A 16,104-nucleotide genomic window follows, 5' to 3' on the forward strand; every position below is an offset into this window, starting at 1 on the left:
CATCACAGGTAGGCAGAAGGTGTGTTGACTGCTCTGGCCTCATCGCTGGCAAGCCAGCTCCCACATGGAATTTGTGAACACCACAGACCCTGTGGGAGCTGGCTTGCCAGCGATGAGGCCATTAGCAGCACCTTGTAAAAGGATCTGCCGATGTTCTCCAGACTCATATTATTCAGCGCTTTTGCGCTTTTAACCCCGCTCGGTTTGGCCGCCCCGCAACCAGCGTTAACGGTCTACGGCGAACCCGCCAAATACGCCCCCGACTTCCAGCACCTGGCCTACGCCAACCCCGACGCGCCGAAGGGCGGCAGCCTGCGCCGTTCTTCGCTGGAAAGCGGCCCGTTCGACCACCTGATTCCCTACACGGACAAAGGCACCGGCGTGGCCGATATCGATGGCTGGCTCTACGCGCCACTGGCCTATCGCAGTAAGGACGAACCCTACAGCGTCTACGGTCTGGTGGCGCAGCAGATGGAGCTGGATCCGGATCGCCGCTGGATACGCTTCTACCTGAACCCGAAGGCGCGTTTCGAGGATGGCACGCCGATCACCGCCGAAGACGTGCGCTACACCTTCAACCTGTTCACCACTCAGGGCAGCCTCAAATACCGCCAGCAGTTTCGCGATGTCGCCGAGGTCGTCGTCGAGTCGCCGACGCAGGTGCGCTTCCTCTTCAGGAACAACGACAGCCGCACCTTGCCGCTGGACCTGGCGACACTGCCAGTGCTGCCCGAACATTGGTGGCGCTCGCGGGATTTCGCCGAGGGCGGCGGTTTCGAGATTCCGCCGGGCAGCGGCCCGTACCGCATCAGCGCGGTGGATGCCGGGCGCAGCGTGAAATTTCAACGGGTGCAGGACTGGTGGGCCAAGGACCTGCCGATCACGCGGGGCCTCTACAACTTCGATCAATTGAGCGTGGAGTTTTTCGCCGACACCGACGTGTCGCGGCAGGTGCTCAAGGCCGGCGGCTTCGATTACAACCGCGAGTTCTCGGCCACCAGTTTCACCATCGGCTACGCGGGCGCTGCACTCGAGCAAGGCAAATTGCTCCGTGAGCACCTCGCGCCCGGTGCTGCGCAAGGTGCGCAGGGCTTTGTGTTCAACCTGCAAAAACCACTGTTTCAGGATCGTCGCGTGCGTCAGGCGATCGCCATGCTCTGGGATTTCGAATGGAGCAACCGGCAGATGATGCGCAGCATGTACCTGCGTCAGCGCAGCTACTTCTCCCACAGCGCATTGGCGGCCACTGCGTTACCGGATGCCGAAGAGCTGAAGATTCTTGAGCCGTTGCGCGGGCAGATTCCCGATGAAGTGTTCACCACGGTGTTTGAAGCACCGAAAACCGACGGCAGTGGCAATATCCGCGCCGAACAATTGCAGGCACTGAAACTGCTTGAAGCCGCTGGCTGGAAACCTCAGGGCGATCAGTTGGTGAATGCCAGTGGCGAGCCGTTGCACTTCACTTTTCTCAATGGCCAGAAAGGTTTCGAACGACTGTTGTTACCGTTCAAACGTAACCTCGCGCAGATCGGCATCGGCTTCGATATCCGCCAGGTCGACACCGCGCAATACACCAACCGCGTGCGTAATCGTGACTACGACATGATTGTTGCCGGCTACCCGGTGAGTCAGGCGCCGGGGCGCGAGATGTTCAACTATTTCGGCTCTGACGGTGCCGATGACCCGGGGTCGAACAACTACATGGTGCTGCGCGATCCGGCCGTCGATGCGCTGCTCGAAGGGCTGGTGCAGGCCGACAATCGCCAGAGCCTGCTGCGCCATGCTCATGCGCTGGATCGGGTGTTGCAGTGGGGCTATTACTGGGTGCCCAACTATTACCCGCCGGGGATTTCCACGGTGTGGTGGAACCGCTTCGGCCGACCAGCGATTGCGCCGCTGTACGACGCCGGTCTCGACACCTGGTGGGAAATCAGCCCCACCGCACTGACCACTACTCAGATGCCCAAGGAGTACAGCCATGTGGGGTTATAGCCTGCGGCGTCTGCTGCTGATCGTGCCGACGTTGCTGGCGATCCTGTTGGTCAATTTCGTCATCGTGCAAGCCGCGCCCGGTGGCCCGGTGGAGCAGGCCATCGCGCGCTTGCAGGGAATCGGCGTGGGCGCGGCGGTGGGTTCCAGCCATGTCGAAACCGTTGGAGGTGAATCCCGCGCGACCCGAGGGCTGGACCCGAAACTGCTGGCCGATATCGAGCGTCAGTACGGCTTCGACAAACCCGCCAGCGAGCGTTTGTGGCTGATGCTCAAAAGCTATGCGCAACTGGATTTCGGTCAGAGCTTTTTTCGCGGCGCCAGCGTCACCGAACTGATCTGGCAGAAACTGCCGGTGACCTTGTCGCTGGGCCTGTGGGCGACACTGATCACCTATCTGGTGTCGATTCCGCTGGGCATTCGCAAAGCCGTGCACAACGGCTCGGTGTTCGATGTCTGGAGCAGCGTGGCGATCATCATCGGTTATGCGCTGCCGGGGTTTCTCTTCGCGCTGTTGCTGATCGTGGTGTTTGCCGGTGGCACCGCGCTGGACTGGTTTCCAGTTCGCGGACTGGTTTCGGACAACTTCGCCGAACTGTCGCCGTGGGCCAAGGTGGCCGACTATTTCTGGCACTTGGTGTTGCCGGTGATCGCCTTGGTCATTGGTGGTTTTGCCACGTTGACGATCCTGACCAAGAACAGCTTTCTCAACGAGATCTCGCGCTTATATGTGGTCACTGCGCGCGCCAAGGGCCTGAGTGAAAAACAGGTGTTGTACGGCCATGTGTTTCGCAATGCGATGCTGCTGGTCGTCGCCGGATTGCCGCAAGCATTGGTGACAGTGTTCTTCGGCGGCTCGCTACTGATTGAAGTGATCTTTTCCCTCGATGGCCTCGGCCGCCTCAGTTACGAAGCAGCGGTGGCACGCGATTACCCAGTAGTGTTCGGCTCGCTGTTCATCTTCACCCTGTTCGGCCTGCTGATAAAACTGCTCGGCGATCTCTGTTACACGCTGGTCGATCCGCGCATCGACTTCACCGCGAGGGCTGCCTGATGCTGAGATTGTCTCCAATCGGGCGGCGCCGCTGGGCGCGGTTCAAGGCGCATCGGCGCGGCTGGTGGTCGTTGTGGCTGTTTCTTGCGCTGTTCGGCCTGAGCCTCGGCGGTGAGCTGGTAGCCAATGACAAGCCGCTGCTGGTGACGTATCAGGGCGACTGGTATTTCCCGGCGTTCAAGCGTTATACCGAGCAGGATTTCGGCGGCGAGCTGCCATTTCAGCCGGACTATCGCAGCGCGCAGGTGCGGCAGTTCATCGAGGGCCAGGGCGGGCGGCTGTGGTTTGCGCCGATTCCGTTCGCGTTCGACACGGTCAATTACGAACTGACGGAACCGGCACCGAGTCCGCCCAGTGGCGACAACTGGCTGGGCACTGATGATCAGGCGCGGGATGTGCTGGCGCGGGTGATTTTCGGAACGCGCGTGTCGCTTCTATTTGCCTTGGCGCTGACGGCGGCGAGTGCGCTGATCGGCATCGCCGCCGGCGCATTGCAGGGTTACTACGGCGGTTGGGTCGACCTGATCGGTCAGCGCTTGCTGGAGGTCTGGTCGGGGCTGCCGGTGTTGTACCTGCTGATCATTCTATCCGGGTTCGTCGAGCCGAATTTCTGGTGGTTGCTGGGGATCATGGCGTTGTTCGCGTGGCTGAGCCTGGTCGATGTGGTGCGCGCCGAGTTCTTGCGCAGCCGTGGTCTTGAGTATGTAAAAGCGGCGCGGGCGCTGGGCGTGGGGGATACGCAGGTGATCGTGCGGCACATCTTGCCCAACGCCATGAGCGCAACGCTGACCTATCTGCCGTTCATTCTCACCGGAGCCATCGCGACCCTGTCGGCCCTGGATTTTCTCGGTTTTGGCATGCCGGCCGGCAGCGCTTCGCTGGGTGAATTGATCGGCCAAGGCAAGAGCAACCTGCAAGCGCCATGGCTCGGGTTGACCGCGTTTTTTGCGTTGGCGCTGATTCTTTCGCTGCTGGTATTCATCGGCGAAGCCTGCCGCGATGCGTTTGATCCGAGGACTTGAGATGCCTGAACATCTGATCGAAATACGCGACCTGCGTGTCGCCTTCAATGGCCAGCCTGTGGTGCATGGCATCGACCTCGATATCCGCCCCGGCGAGTGCCTGGCGCTGGTCGGCGAATCCGGCTCGGGTAAATCGGTGACGGCGCACAGTATTCTGCAATTGCTAGACCCGGCCATCACCCGGATCGGCGGCAGCATCCGCTATGACGGCACGGAGCTGCTCGGCGTGCATGAACGCTATCTGCGGCAACTGCGCGGTCACCGCATCGCGATGATTTTTCAGGAACCGATGAGCTCGCTGAACCCTTTGCACACGATTGAGCGACAACTGGGTGAAAGCCTTGCGCTGCACAAGGGGCTGGCCGGCGCGGCGGCGCGCCAACGGATTCTGCAGTTGCTCGAACTGGTCGGCATTCAACGCCCGCGCGAACGGCTCAAGGCCTATCCGCATCAGCTGTCGGGCGGCCAGCGGCAACGGGTGATGATTGCCATGGCGCTGGCCTGCGAGCCGCAATTGCTGATCGCCGACGAGCCGACCACCGCGCTGGATGTGACCGTGCAACGCAAGATTCTGTTGCTGCTCAAAGAACTGCAGGAGCGGCTGGGCATGGCGTTGCTGATCATCAGCCATGACCTGAATCTGGTGCGCAATATCGCTCAGCGGGTGGCGGTGATGCGCGGCGGGGTGATTGTCGAACAGGCGTCTTGTGAACAGCTGTTCAGCGCGCCGCAGCATCCTTATAGCGTCGAGTTGCTCAATGCCGAACCGGGTGGCGAAGCGTTGTGCCGGGAGCCTGCGGAAGATTTGCTGCAGGTGCGCGATCTCAATGTGCGCTTCCGTTTGGGCGGTGGTTGGCTGCGTGCGAATTCGTACTTGCACGCGGTCAACGGCATTGATCTGAATCTCCAGCGCGGTAAAACCTTGGGGATCGTCGGCGAATCCGGTTCCGGCAAGTCGACGCTGGGCCAGGCGATTCTGCGTTTGCTCGATGCCCAAGGCAGTATTCGCTTTCAAGGCGAGGCGCTGGAGCACTTGAGCGGTAGACAGCTCCGGCCGCTGCGCAAACGCCTGCAAGTGGTGTTTCAGGATCCGTTCGGCAGTCTCAGTCCGCGCCTGTGCGTGGAGCAGATCATCGCCGAAGGTCTACAGGTGCACAGCGATTTGAATGCCGGTGAGCGCGAGAGGGCGGTGATTGATGTGTTGCGCGAAGTCGGTCTCGACCCGGCTACTCGCCATCGCTATCCCCACGAGTTTTCCGGTGGCCAGCGACAACGCATCGCCATTGCCCGGGCGTTGGTGCTCAAACCGGATCTGATATTGCTTGATGAGCCGACTTCGGCGCTGGATCGCACGGTGCAAAAGCAGATCGTGGCGTTGTTGCGGCGATTGCAGGCGGAACATGGCCTGACGTATTTGTTCATCAGTCATGATCTGGCGGTGGTGCGGGCGCTGGCCCACGATTTGATCGTGATGCAGGACGGTAAGGTGGTGGAACGCGGGGAAACACAGGCGCTGTTTGATTCGGCGCAGCATCCGTATACCCGCGAGTTGCTGGCAGCGTCGTTCGCCTGAAACGCAAAATCCCGCCACAGGGGCGGGATTTTGCTGTCACTGCACAGCCATCTTACGAAGGGAACAGCTCGGACAGTTTCATCGACAACATCATGTCGCCTTCAACGCGCAGCTTGCCGCCCATGAACGCCTGCATGCCGTCGGTTTCGCCGCTGACGATACCTTTCAGGGTTTCGCTATCCAGTACCAGCGTGCAGTTGGCGTCCGGGTTTTCGCCTTCCTGGATGTCGCAAGTGCCGTCTTTGACGATCAGCGAGTATTGCTTGTCTTCGTCGGTGATGTTGAAACCGAAGACCAGATCCAGACCGGCAGCGGCGGCTGGGTTGAACTTGGCTTGCATTGCTTTTACGGCATCAGCTACGGAGGTCATGGTTCGATCCTTTCTTGGTAATAGGAGCTGGTTGATTACAGCAAGGTTCACAGCTAACCGGACTCAGCGGAAAGTGATGAGTTCCGGAGCCTTCAACAGTTGCAAATGTGCGTGACTGTTGAAGGAGGCCAAAGCCACCTCGCGACCGCGGAACTTCAGCTGGTTGAGCGAGGTGTTGACGATTTGCCAGTTCAACTCAAAAGCCTGTTTTGCAGGCATTTGCGTAATGAGGTGGAGCAGGGCGGTGATGGTGCCGCCGGAGGTGAACACGGCGATCTTCTGGTGCTTTTGCGCCTGTTCGAGGATTCGGTGCAAACCCGCCTGAACCCGTTCGACGAAGCCCAGCCAGCTTTCCAGCCCCGGCGTGTCGTAGGTGCCGGCCAGCCAGCGTTCGATGATCAAGGCAAAAATACGCTGGAACTCGCCACGGTTCTGCGCGGCGTTGCGCAGGATGTCGAGGGCTTCGGGCTCGTCCGCCAGCATTGCCGGAAGCAGGGCGCGGATCACCGCGTCGGCATCGAATTCGTTGAACGCCGCATCGGTTTCCAGCGTCGGCACCGACAGGCCTTTGGTGGCGTATTGTTCCAGCGCGCTGGTGGCCGTGTGCTGCTGACGTCGCAGGTCTCCGGCAAGGCAGCGATCAAAGCTGAGGCCCAGTTCAGCAAGGTGCTGACCGAGGACTTCAGCCTGGCGCACACCGATGGGCGACAGGACGTCATAGTCGTCTGCACCAAAGGAGGCCTGGCCATGTCGAATCAAGTAGATGCTGCCCACGTCCGCATCATCCCGTTACGTTGAAGTTTCGGCGAGGTTATGAGGATGGCGGAGAGCTGTCAATGAAAAAACATACGCTTGTTTGAAATGCCCGTTGCAGGGGTGTTGCCAGAGGTTTCACGGCTGGCCGATGAGCCGGCGCATGGGTATGCTGGAGCCATCCCGCGTGTGTTTCACATCCACGCACTGTTCTAAGGAGTCTCTGTGGAGTTTTTCACCGAATACGCCAGCTTCCTGGCCAAGACCGTCACCCTGGTGATCGCCATTCTGGTGGTGCTCGCCAGTTTTGCCGCGCTGCGCAGCAAGGGTCGGCGCAAGTCGGCCGGCCAGTTGCAGGTCAGCAAGCTCAATGATTTCTACAAAGGCCTGCGTGAGCGGCTCGAACAGACCCTGCTCGACAAGGATCAGCTCAAGGCACTGCGCAAGAGCCAGGCCAAATCCGAGAAGGGCGAGAAGAAGCAAAAGCACAAGCCCGAGGCCAAACCGCGGGTGTTCGTGCTGGATTTCGACGGCGATATCAAAGCCTCGGCCACCGAGAGCCTGCGCCATGAAATCACCGCGCTGCTGACCCTCGCCACGCCAAAGGACGAAGTGGTTCTGCGCCTGGAAAGTGGTGGCGGCATGGTCCACAGCTACGGCCTGGCATCGTCGCAACTGGCGCGGATCCGCGAGGCCGGCGTGCCGCTGACCGTGTGCATCGACAAGGTCGCGGCCAGCGGCGGCTACATGATGGCGTGCATTGGCGAGAAAATCATCAGTGCGCCCTTCGCGATTCTCGGCTCGATTGGTGTGGTCGCGCAGTTGCCCAACGTCAACCGCCTGCTGAAAAAGCACGACATCGACTTTGAAGTACTGACCGCCGGCGAATACAAACGCACCCTGACCGTGTTTGGCGAAAACACCGAGAAGGGCCGCGAGAAGTTCCAGGAAGACCTGGACATCACCCACCAGCTGTTCAAGAACTTCGTCGCCCGTTATCGCCCGCAGCTGGCGATTGATGAAGTGGCAACCGGTGAAGTCTGGCTCGGCGTCGCGGCGCTGGATAAGCAATTGGTCGATGAGCTCAAGACCAGCGATGAATACCTGGCGCAGAAGGCCAAACAGGCCGAGGTTTACCACCTGCACTACGCCGAGCGTAAAAGCCTGCAGGAGCGTATCGGCATGGCCGCCAGCGGCTCGGTTGACCGCGTACTGCTGAGCTGGTGGAGTCGCCTGACCCAACAGCGCTTCTGGTAACTCGAGCAGGCATAAAAAAACGCCGGTCACATGACCGGCGTTTTTTTGTCCGCGCTAAACCTGAAGGCTTAGCGGCGACGGAACAGCGGCAGCGGTTCGTCGGTGGCGGCCTGATAGGTCACCGAGAAGTCCTTGAGACCTTCAAGGGCTTCGTAGGGGTCTTTATCGGCACGCACGGCAAAGGCATCGAAGCCGCAGCGGTGCATGTAGAACAGCTGGTCGCGCAGCACGTCGCCAATCGCCCGCAGTTCGCCTTTGAAACCGTAACGGTCGCGTAGCAGACGGGCGTTGGAGTAGTTGCGGCCGTCGGTGAACGCCGGGAAGTTCAGCGCGATCACTTGGAACGCGGCGACGTCTTCACCGATTTCCTCGGCTTCCTCGTCAGCGTCCAGCCAGACACCCAGACCGCCGTCGCGGGCCTTGAGCATGCGGCTGTGTTCGCGCCACAGCTGCAATGGCACGATCAGATCGTCGCAGTTGCTGATCTCGTCGATGTTGAAATCCTTGGGCAGCAAGTGCCAGGTTTCGTCGACGACCTCGTTGTTTTTAATGATTCGCTGCATAGACGCGTTCCTTGAAGAGGTCGATGCCAATACGCTGGTAGGTGTCGATGAAGCGCTCGTCTTCGGTACGTTGTTCAACGTACACGTCGATCAGCTTCGAGATCACGTCAGGCATGGCTTCCTGGGCGAAGGACGGGCCGAGGATCTTGCCCAGGCTCGCGTCACGGCTGGCGCTGCCGCCGAGGGAGACCTGATAGAACTCTTCGCCTTTCTTGTCCACGCCGAGGATGCCGATGTGGCCGACGTGGTGGTGACCACAGGCGTTCATGCAACCGGAGATGTTCAGGTCCAGCTCGCCGATGTCGAACAGGTAATCGAGGTCGTCGAAACGACGCTGGATCGATTCGGCGATCGGGATCGACTTGGCGTTGGCCAGCGAGCAGAAATCACCGCCCGGGCAGCAGATGATGTCGGTCAGCAGGCCGATGTTCGGCGTGGCGAAACCGCCTTCACGCAGCTCGCCCCAGAGGGTGAACAACTGGCTTTGCTCGACGTCGGCGAGAATGATGTTCTGCTCGTGCGAGGTGCGCAGTTGACCGAAGCTGTAGCGGTCGGCCAGATCAGCGACGGCGTCGAGCTGCTTGTCGGTGATGTCGCCCGGGGCAACGCCGGTCGGCTTCAGGGACAGGGTCACGGCGACGTACCCCGGCTTCTTGTGCGCCAGGGTGTTGCGGGTGCGCCAGCGGGCGAAACCCGGATGTTCCTTGTCGAGATCGGCCAATTGCGCGGTCTGGTTGTCCAGCGCCTTGTAGTCCGGATCGACGAAGTGTTTGGCCACACGCTGCAGTTCGGCGTCGGTCAATGTGGTCTGGCCACCGCGCAGGTGTTCCATTTCCGCATCGACTTTCTGTGCGAACACTTCCGGCGTGAGGGCTTTGACGAGGATCTTGATCCGCGCCTTGTATTTGTTGTCGCGACGGCCGTAGCGGTTGTACACACGCAGGATGGCGTCGAGGTAGCTCAACAGGTCCTGCCATGGCAGGAACTCGTTGATGAATGCACCCACCACCGGCGTACGACCGAGGCCACCGCCGACAAGCACGCGGAAACCCAGTTCGCCCGCGGCGTTGTGCACCGGCTCAAGGCCAATGTCGTGGACTTCAATGGCGGCGCGGTCAGCGGTGGAACCGTTGACGGCGATCTTGAATTTACGCGGCAGGTAGGCGAATTCCGGGTGGAACGTGGTCCACTGACGGACGATTTCGCACCATGGGCGCGGATCAATCACTTCGTCGGCAGCGACACCGGCGAACTGGTCGGTGGTGACGTTGCGCAGGCAGTTGCCGCTGGTCTGGATCGCGTGCATCTGCACGGTGGCCAGTTCCGCGAGGATGTCCGGGATGTCTTCCACCGCCGGCCAGTTGAACTGCACGTTCTGCCGCGTACTGATGTGGGCGTAGCCCTTGTCATAGTCGCGGGCAATCTTGGCCATCATGCGCGTCTGACGCGAAGTCAGTTGGCCGTAAGGCACCGCCACACGCAACATCGGCGCGAAGCGCTGGATGTACAGGCCATTTTGCAGGCGCAGAGGGCGGAATTCTTCTTCGCTCAGCTCACCTGCCAGATAGCGTCGGGTCTGATCACGGAACTGCTTGACGCGGTCCTCGATGATCCGCTGATCGTACTCGTCGTATACGTACATATAAGTCCTGTTCTCAGGCTTTGGGCTACTCGGAAAACGCTGCGTTTTCGCTTGCTGAAGTCCGATGGTGCCTCTGCAATTCTGCGCGCACGGCCGCGCGCTCCCTAAGGGAGCCGGGGCAATATACCTGTTTGCAGTTATGCGCAAAAGTGATGTTTGAGTATATGGAAAGAACCAAATCGCCTAACGAGAATGGCTGTCAACTAACCCACATTTGTCGTGCGGACAATCATCGTCTTAACTGTGGTCGAGTCTTTCTGCAATCACCGATAAAACCGACAAGAGGCGATGCAATGAGCAATCCGACCAAGGCAAGAAAAAGCGACAGTAGCGTCGATGCGTGGGCCATTTTGTTCCTGATCATTCTGGTAGTAGGGACAGCGGTATTCTGGGTCAGCCATCAGTAAACGACCCATCCGGGCCCGCTTCCGACAGATTGTCGGACAAAAAACGGGATCAGGCATCAATAGCCGGTGGAACGAGGGCTATAATGCGCGGCCATTTTTCCCAGGGCCCGGATGCTTCATGTTCAAGTTTTTCCACCTCAGTCTTCTGTTGTTCGGCGCGCTGTTTCAGACCGGCGCGCGGGCGGAGTCTGTGCTGTTTTTGAACCCGGGCTCGACACAGGAAGCCTTTTGGGTCAGCTATTCGCAATTCATGCAGGCGGCTGCGCATGATCTGGGCATTGATCTGCAGATTCTCTACTCGCAACGCCAGCCCGAACTGACCCTGGCTCAGGCGCGCGTCGCGTTGCAGGGGCCGAATCGTCCCGAGTACCTGGTGTTCGTCAACGAACAATATGTCGCCCCGCAAATCCTGCGCCTGGCCGAGAACAGCGGCGTGAAGCTGTTTATGGTCAATGCCGCACTGACTCCTGACCAGTTGACGCTGCTTGGCCGGCGTGACGATCGTATCGGCAGCCTGGTGCCGAACGACGAGGAGGGCGGTTACCTGATGATGAAGGAACTGATCCGCCTGCATCCGCCGACGCCCGCCGCTGAGCCGATTGAAGTGTTGGCGTTCTCCGGGCTGAAGGTCACGCCTTCGGCGCAACTGCGCGAGCGCGGCATGCAGCGGGCGCTGGCCGAACACCCACAGATGCGCCTGCGACAATTGGTGTACAGCGGTTGGACGCAAGAACGCGCCTATGAGCAGGCAAAGCAGCTGTTCGCCCGCTACCCGAAGGTGTCGCTGGTGTGGTCGGCCAATGATGAAATGGCCTTCGGCGCGATGCGCGCGTACGCCGAGACCGGCAAAGTCCCCGGCAAAGACGCCTTGTTCAGCGCGGTCAATACCTCACCAGCGGCCTTGCAGGCGTTGGTTGAGGGGCGCCTGAGCGCGCTGGTCGGCGGGCATTTCACCTTGGGCGGCTGGGCGTTGGTCGAGTTGCATGATGTCGAGCAAGGCGTCGATTTGAATCACTACGGCGGCCGCGACCGGCAGATTCCCTTGTTGCAGTTGATCGACAAAGCGCACGCCCGGCAAATGCTGGCCATGGGCGAATCGCCGAACTATGGCGTGAATTTCCGCAAGCTCTCGGCCAAGGGGCAACCGGCGTCGTATCGCTACCCGTTCACCTTGCAGACCCTGATGCGCTGACCGCGTCAGACCCCGGCGAACAGCAGCACCAGTTTGACGATGGCAAACAGCGTCAGCGCGAACACCGCCGTGAACAGAATCCCCAGCAGCACGAAATGGCTGGGCTTGCCATGGGTAAAGTCCCTTGCGCGGTTCTTGCCGCTCTGCACCCCGAACGCTGCGGCCATTACGCTGTGCAGCATTTGCCAGAAGGTCGGCGGTTTGTTGTCGACTGGATCGTCCATAAATCCCTCGTCTGCCGTGTGTGTCAGACAAGCATAGCCAACCCTTTGCAGAACACCGCAAAAGCAAATGTGGGAAATGGGCAGGAGAGAGGGTTGAGCGAGCATCCCCGAAACCCTGTGGGAGCTGGCTTGCCAGCGATGAGGCCGGCACACGCGACATCAATGTTGGCTGACCCGACGCCATCGCTGGCAAGCCAGCTCCCACAGGTTTAGCGTTGGTTCACAGGATTTGTGAACGGCGCGGGCACCTGTAGGCGCTGGCGAAGGCTGCTTAGTTGTCGTAGCCCAGGTTTGGCGCCAGCCAACGCTCGGTCACGCTCAATTCCTGACCTTTGCGCGAGGTGTAGCTGGCGACCTGATCCTTGTCGATCTTGCCCACGGCAAAGTACTGCGCCTGCGGGTGGGCGAAGTACCAACCGCTGACCGCTGCCGCCGGGAACATCGCGTAGTGCTCGGTGAGGAACACGCCGCTGCGGCCGGCACGCATCTCTTCGGCCTCCGGGTCGAGCAACGCGAACAGCGCCGCTTTCTCGGTGTGGTCCGGGCACGCCGGATAACCCGGTGCAGGGCGGATGCCGCTGTATTGCTCTTTGATCAGCGCGTCGTTGTCGAGGGCTTCGTCCTTGGCATAACCCCAGTGCTCTTTGCGCACTTGCTGGTGCAGCCATTCGGCGCAAGCTTCGGCCAAACGGTCGGCCAGCGCTTTGACCATGATCGAGTTGTAGTCGTCGCCGGCGTCCTGATAGGCCTTGGCGACTTCTTCGGCGCCGATGCCGGCGGTGGTGATGAAACCTCCGACGTAGTCGGTCACTTCGCTGTCTTTTGGCGCCACGAAGTCGGCCAGCGAGAAGTTCGGCTTGCCGTCGGTCTTGATGATCTGCTGGCGCAGGTGATGCAGTTTGGCCATTGGCTGGCCGTCATCGCCGTACAGTTCGATGTCGTCGTCATGCACCTGATTGGCCGGCCAGAAACCGAACACCGCACGGGCGCTGATCAGCTTCTCGTCGATCAGCTTGGCGAGCATCTCTTGCGCGTCTTTGTACAACGCGGTGGCGGCTTCACCGACCACTTCGTCTTCGAGGATGCGCGGGAATTTGCCGGCCAGATCCCAAGAGATGAAGAACGGCGTCCAGTCGATGTATTCGGCCAGCACCTTGAGATCGATATTGTCCAGCACCTTACTGCCGGTAAACGTCGGTTTGACCGGCTCATAAGTCGCCCAGTCGAACTGCGGCTTCTTGGCAATCGCGGCGGCGTAGCTCAAGCGTTCGGTACGGGCGCTGCGGTTGGCAGTACGTTCGCGCACTTCAACGTATTCGGCACGGGTTCTCTCAACGAAACCGGCCTTCAATTCTTTCGACAGCAGCTGCGTGGCCACGCCGACCGCGCGGGAGGCGTCGGTCACGTAAACCACGGCATCGTTGCTGTACTTCGGCTCGATCTTCACCGCCGTGTGCGCTTTAGAGGTGGTCGCGCCACCGATCATCAACGGCAGGTGGAAGTCCTGACGCTGCATCTCGCGCGCGACGTGAACCATTTCATCCAGCGACGGCGTGATCAGGCCGGAGAGGCCAATGATGTCGCACTTCTGCTCTTTGGCCACCTGCAGAATCTTCTCCGCCGGCACCATCACGCCAAGGTCAACGATGTCATAGCCGTTGCAACCGAGCACCACGCCAACGATGTTCTTGCCGATGTCGTGCACGTCGCCTTTCACCGTAGCCATGAGGATCTTGCCCTTGGCTTCTGGCTTGTCGCCTTTTTCCAGTTCGATGAACGGGATCAAGTGGGCCACGGCCTGCTTCATCACACGGGCGGATTTCACCACCTGCGGCAGGAACATTTTGCCGGCGCCGAACAGGTCACCGACGATGTTCATGCCGGACATCAGCGGGCCTTCGATCACTTCGATCGGACGGGCGAACGACTGACGCGATTCTTCGGTGTCTTCAACGATGTGTGTGGTGATGCCCTTGACCAACGCATGTTCCAGACGCTTGTTGACCTCCCAGCTGCGCCACTCTTCGGTCTCGGCTTCCTTGACGCTGCCGTCGCCCTTGTACTTGTCGGCAATGGCGAGGAGGGCGTCGGTGCCGTTTGGCGTGCGGTTGAGTACCACGTCTTCGACGGCGTCGCGCAGTTCTTGCGGGATCTGGTCGTAGATCTCCAGTTGCCCGGCGTTGACGATGCCCATGGTCAGACCGGCGCGGATCGCGTACAGCAGGAACACCGAGTGAATCGCCTCGCGCACCGGGTTGTTGCCGCGGAACGAGAACGACACGTTGGACACGCCGCCTGAGGTCAGCGCGTACGGCAGTTCGTCGCGGATGTAGGCGCAGGCATTGATGAAGTCCACAGCGTAGTTGTTGTGTTCTTCGATACCGGTGGCGACGGCGAAGATGTTCGGGTCGAAGATGATGTCTTCCGGCGGGAAGCCGACTTCGTTGACCAGAATGTCGTAAGAGCGTTTGCAGATTTCTTTCTTGCGCGCTTCGGTGTCGGCCTGGCCGGCTTCGTCGAACGCCATCACCACCACCGCCGCGCCGTAGCGCTTGCACAGTTTGGCGTGATGGATGAACTGCTCGACGCCTTCTTTCATGCTGATCGAGTTGACGATGCCCTTGCCCTGAATGCACTTCAGGCCGGCTTCGATGACTTCCCATTTGGAGGAGTCGATCATGATCGGTACGCGCGAGATGTCCGGCTCACCGGCGATCAGATTGAGGAAGGTCACCATGGCCTTCTTCGAATCGAGCATCCCTTCGTCCATGTTGATGTCGATCACCTGCGCGCCGGCCTCGACCTGCTGCAGGGCGACTTCCAGCGCTTCGGTGTAGTTGTCTTCGCGGATCAGGCGGGCGAATTTGGCCGAACCGGTGATGTTGGTACGCTCGCCGACGTTAACGAACAGCGAACTGCGATCGATGGTGAACGGCTCCAGACCCGAGAGGCGGCAGGCCTTCGGGATATCCGGGATCTGGCGCGGCGCGTAACCGGCGACGGCTTTGGCGATGGCTTCGATGTGCCCCGGCGTGGTGCCACAGCAACCGCCGACGATGTTGAGGAAGCCGCTCTGGGCAAACTCTTCGATGACCTTGGCGGTTTCCGACGGCAGTTCGTCGTACTCGCCGAATTCGTTCGGCAAACCGGCGTTTGGGTGCGCAGACACGTGGGTGCTGGCCTTGTTCGACAGCTCTTCCAGATAAGGACGCAGTTCACTGGCGCCGAGCGCGCAGTTGAGGCCGACCGAGATTGGCTTGGCGTGCGCCACCGAGTTCCAGAACGCTTCGGTGGTCTGCCCCGACAGGGTACGGCCAGAGGCATCGGTGATGGTCCCGGAAATCATGATCGGCAGTTCGATGTGCAGCTCTTCGAACACGCCTTGCACGGCGAAGATTGCCGCTTTGGCGTTGAGGGTGTCGAAAATGGTTTCGATCAGGATCAGGTCGGCGCCGCCCTCGATCAGGCCTTTGGTGGCTTCGGTGTAGTTCTCCACCAGCTCATCAAAAGTGACGTTGCGGTAGCCCGGGTTGTTGACGTCTGGCGACAGCGAACAGGTGCGGCTGGTCGGGCCCAGCACGCCGGCGACGAAACGCGGCTTGGCCGGGTTCTCGGCGGTCTTGGCGTCGGCGACCTTGCGCGCCAGGCGTGCGCCTTCTACGTTTAACTCGTAGGCCAGCTCTTCCATGCCGTAGTCGGCCATGGAAATGCGTGTGGCGTTGAAGGTGTTGGTTTCGAGAATGTCGGCGCCGGCATCCAGATAGGCTTTCTCGATGCCGCCGATCACGTCGGGACGGGTGATGACCAGCAGGTCGTTGTTGCCCTTGACGTCACTCGGCCAGTCCGCGAAGCGTTTGCCGCGATAATCCTGTTCTTCGAGCTTGTAGCTCTGGATCATCGTGCCCATGCCGCCGTCGAGTATCAGGATGCGCTCTTTGAGAGCTTGCTTGAGAGCTTGAAGGCGGACGCTGCGATCGGACATTTGGACTACTCGGAAAGACCATTACGAAGGAGCGGGATCATAGCAAACCTGTGCGCTTTTGGAGCATGCGGGGCTT

The 16,104-nt window shown here is 60.3% G+C and carries 12 protein-coding genes; 6 read left to right on the forward strand and 6 right to left on the reverse strand.

Annotated elements, in window-relative coordinates:
* Positions 1–150 precede the first annotated feature (150 nt).
* Genes WA225_RS15620 through WA225_RS15635 form a run of 4 tightly spaced genes read left to right on the forward strand, consistent with a single transcriptional unit; the run spans position 151 to position 5,638 of the window.
* Positions 151–1,992: an extracellular solute-binding protein gene (locus WA225_RS15620; RefSeq protein WP_422608584.1), complete on the forward strand. Its 1,842-nt coding sequence runs from the start codon at positions 151–153 to the stop codon at positions 1,990–1,992.
* Positions 1,979–3,043: a microcin C ABC transporter permease YejB gene (locus WA225_RS15625; protein ID WP_422608585.1), complete on the forward strand. Its 1,065-nt coding sequence runs from the start codon at positions 1,979–1,981 to the stop codon at positions 3,041–3,043. Before WA225_RS15620 ends, WA225_RS15625 begins: the two co-directional genes overlap by 14 nt.
* Positions 3,043–4,065 carry an ABC transporter permease gene (locus WA225_RS15630; protein WP_422608586.1) on the forward strand — a complete coding sequence of 341 codons (1,023 nt, stop codon included), beginning with the start codon at positions 3,043–3,045 and terminating at the stop codon, positions 4,063–4,065. The genes WA225_RS15625 and WA225_RS15630 overlap by 1 nt, the downstream gene beginning before the upstream one ends.
* A gap of 1 nt (position 4,066) precedes the next feature.
* Positions 4,067–5,638, forward strand: coding sequence for an ABC transporter ATP-binding protein (locus WA225_RS15635; protein WP_422608587.1), 1,572 nt, complete (start codon positions 4,067–4,069; stop codon positions 5,636–5,638).
* 52 nt (positions 5,639–5,690) lie between these two features.
* Here WA225_RS15635 and WA225_RS15640 read toward each other — a convergent pair whose 3' ends face one another.
* Positions 5,691–6,008, reverse strand: a complete 318-nt coding sequence (locus WA225_RS15640) for an SCP2 sterol-binding domain-containing protein (RefSeq protein WP_007912567.1) — start codon at positions 6,006–6,008, stop codon at positions 5,691–5,693.
* A gap of 63 nt (positions 6,009–6,071) precedes the next feature.
* The gene (locus WA225_RS15645) at positions 6,072–6,782 is read right to left on the reverse strand and encodes a histidine phosphatase family protein (protein WP_422608588.1); all 711 of its coding nucleotides are present in this window, start codon (positions 6,780–6,782) and stop codon (positions 6,072–6,074) included.
* A gap of 204 nt (positions 6,783–6,986) precedes the next feature.
* Between WA225_RS15645 and sohB the strand changes: the two genes are divergently transcribed.
* Positions 6,987–8,018 (forward strand): protease SohB, encoded by a 1,032-nt coding sequence (gene sohB, locus WA225_RS15650; RefSeq protein ID WP_422608589.1) that lies wholly within the window; start codon positions 6,987–6,989, stop codon positions 8,016–8,018.
* Positions 8,019–8,086: 68 nt separating this feature from the next.
* On the opposite strand, the gene WA225_RS15655 is transcribed toward sohB, so the two are convergent.
* Together WA225_RS15655 and WA225_RS15660 are read right to left on the reverse strand one after the other, a co-directional pair.
* The gene (locus tag WA225_RS15655) at positions 8,087–8,581 is read right to left on the reverse strand and encodes a DUF934 domain-containing protein (RefSeq protein WP_422608590.1); all 495 of its coding nucleotides are present in this window, start codon (positions 8,579–8,581) and stop codon (positions 8,087–8,089) included.
* Positions 8,565–10,223 (reverse strand): nitrite/sulfite reductase, encoded by a 1,659-nt coding sequence (locus WA225_RS15660; RefSeq protein ID WP_034152311.1) that lies wholly within the window; start codon positions 10,221–10,223, stop codon positions 8,565–8,567. The genes WA225_RS15655 and WA225_RS15660 overlap by 17 nt, the downstream gene beginning before the upstream one ends.
* 525 nt (positions 10,224–10,748) lie before the next feature.
* Between WA225_RS15660 and WA225_RS15665 the strand changes: the two genes are divergently transcribed.
* The gene (locus WA225_RS15665) at positions 10,749–11,822 is read left to right on the forward strand and encodes an ABC transporter substrate-binding protein (RefSeq protein WP_422608591.1); all 1,074 of its coding nucleotides are present in this window, start codon (positions 10,749–10,751) and stop codon (positions 11,820–11,822) included.
* Positions 11,823–11,827: 5 nt separating this feature from the next.
* On the opposite strand, the gene WA225_RS15670 is transcribed toward WA225_RS15665, so the two are convergent.
* Together WA225_RS15670 and metH are read right to left on the reverse strand one after the other, a co-directional pair.
* Positions 11,828–12,046, reverse strand: a complete 219-nt coding sequence (locus WA225_RS15670; RefSeq protein ID WP_422608592.1) for a DUF2970 domain-containing protein — start codon at positions 12,044–12,046, stop codon at positions 11,828–11,830.
* A gap of 271 nt (positions 12,047–12,317) precedes the next feature.
* Positions 12,318–16,028, reverse strand: coding sequence for a methionine synthase (gene metH / locus WA225_RS15675; RefSeq protein WP_422608593.1), 3,711 nt, complete (start codon positions 16,026–16,028; stop codon positions 12,318–12,320).
* Positions 16,029–16,104: the final 76 nt, after the last annotated feature.

The sequence above is a fragment of the Pseudomonas sp. genome (assembly GCF_049300855.1).
Classification (GTDB): Bacteria; Pseudomonadota; Gammaproteobacteria; order Pseudomonadales; family Pseudomonadaceae; genus Aquipseudomonas.

What these genes read in the sequence shown, in the direction of transcription:
- WA225_RS15670 (WP_422608592.1), bottom strand. Translation starts at nt 12,046, where the DNA reads ATGGACGATCCAGTCGACAACAAACCGCCGACCTTCTGGCAAATGCTG.
- WA225_RS15665 (WP_422608591.1), top strand. Translation starts at nt 10,749, where the DNA reads ATGTTCAAGTTTTTCCACCTCAGTCTTCTGTTGTTCGGCGCGCTGTTT.
- WA225_RS15630 (WP_422608586.1), top strand. Translation starts at nt 3,043, where the DNA reads ATGCTGAGATTGTCTCCAATCGGGCGGCGCCGCTGGGCGCGGTTCAAG.
- WA225_RS15625 (WP_422608585.1), top strand. Translation starts at nt 1,979, where the DNA reads ATGTGGGGTTATAGCCTGCGGCGTCTGCTGCTGATCGTGCCGACGTTG.
- WA225_RS15640 (WP_007912567.1), bottom strand. Translation starts at nt 6,008, where the DNA reads ATGACCTCCGTAGCTGATGCCGTAAAAGCAATGCAAGCCAAGTTCAAC.
- WA225_RS15660 (WP_034152311.1), bottom strand. Translation starts at nt 10,223, where the DNA reads ATGTACGTATACGACGAGTACGATCAGCGGATCATCGAGGACCGCGTC.
- WA225_RS15655 (WP_422608590.1), bottom strand. Translation starts at nt 8,581, where the DNA reads ATGCAGCGAATCATTAAAAACAACGAGGTCGTCGACGAAACCTGGCAC.
- metH (WP_422608593.1), bottom strand. Translation starts at nt 16,028, where the DNA reads ATGTCCGATCGCAGCGTCCGCCTTCAAGCTCTCAAGCAAGCTCTCAAA.
- WA225_RS15620 (WP_422608584.1), top strand. Translation starts at nt 151, where the DNA reads ATGTTCTCCAGACTCATATTATTCAGCGCTTTTGCGCTTTTAACCCCG.
- WA225_RS15635 (WP_422608587.1), top strand. Translation starts at nt 4,067, where the DNA reads ATGCCTGAACATCTGATCGAAATACGCGACCTGCGTGTCGCCTTCAAT.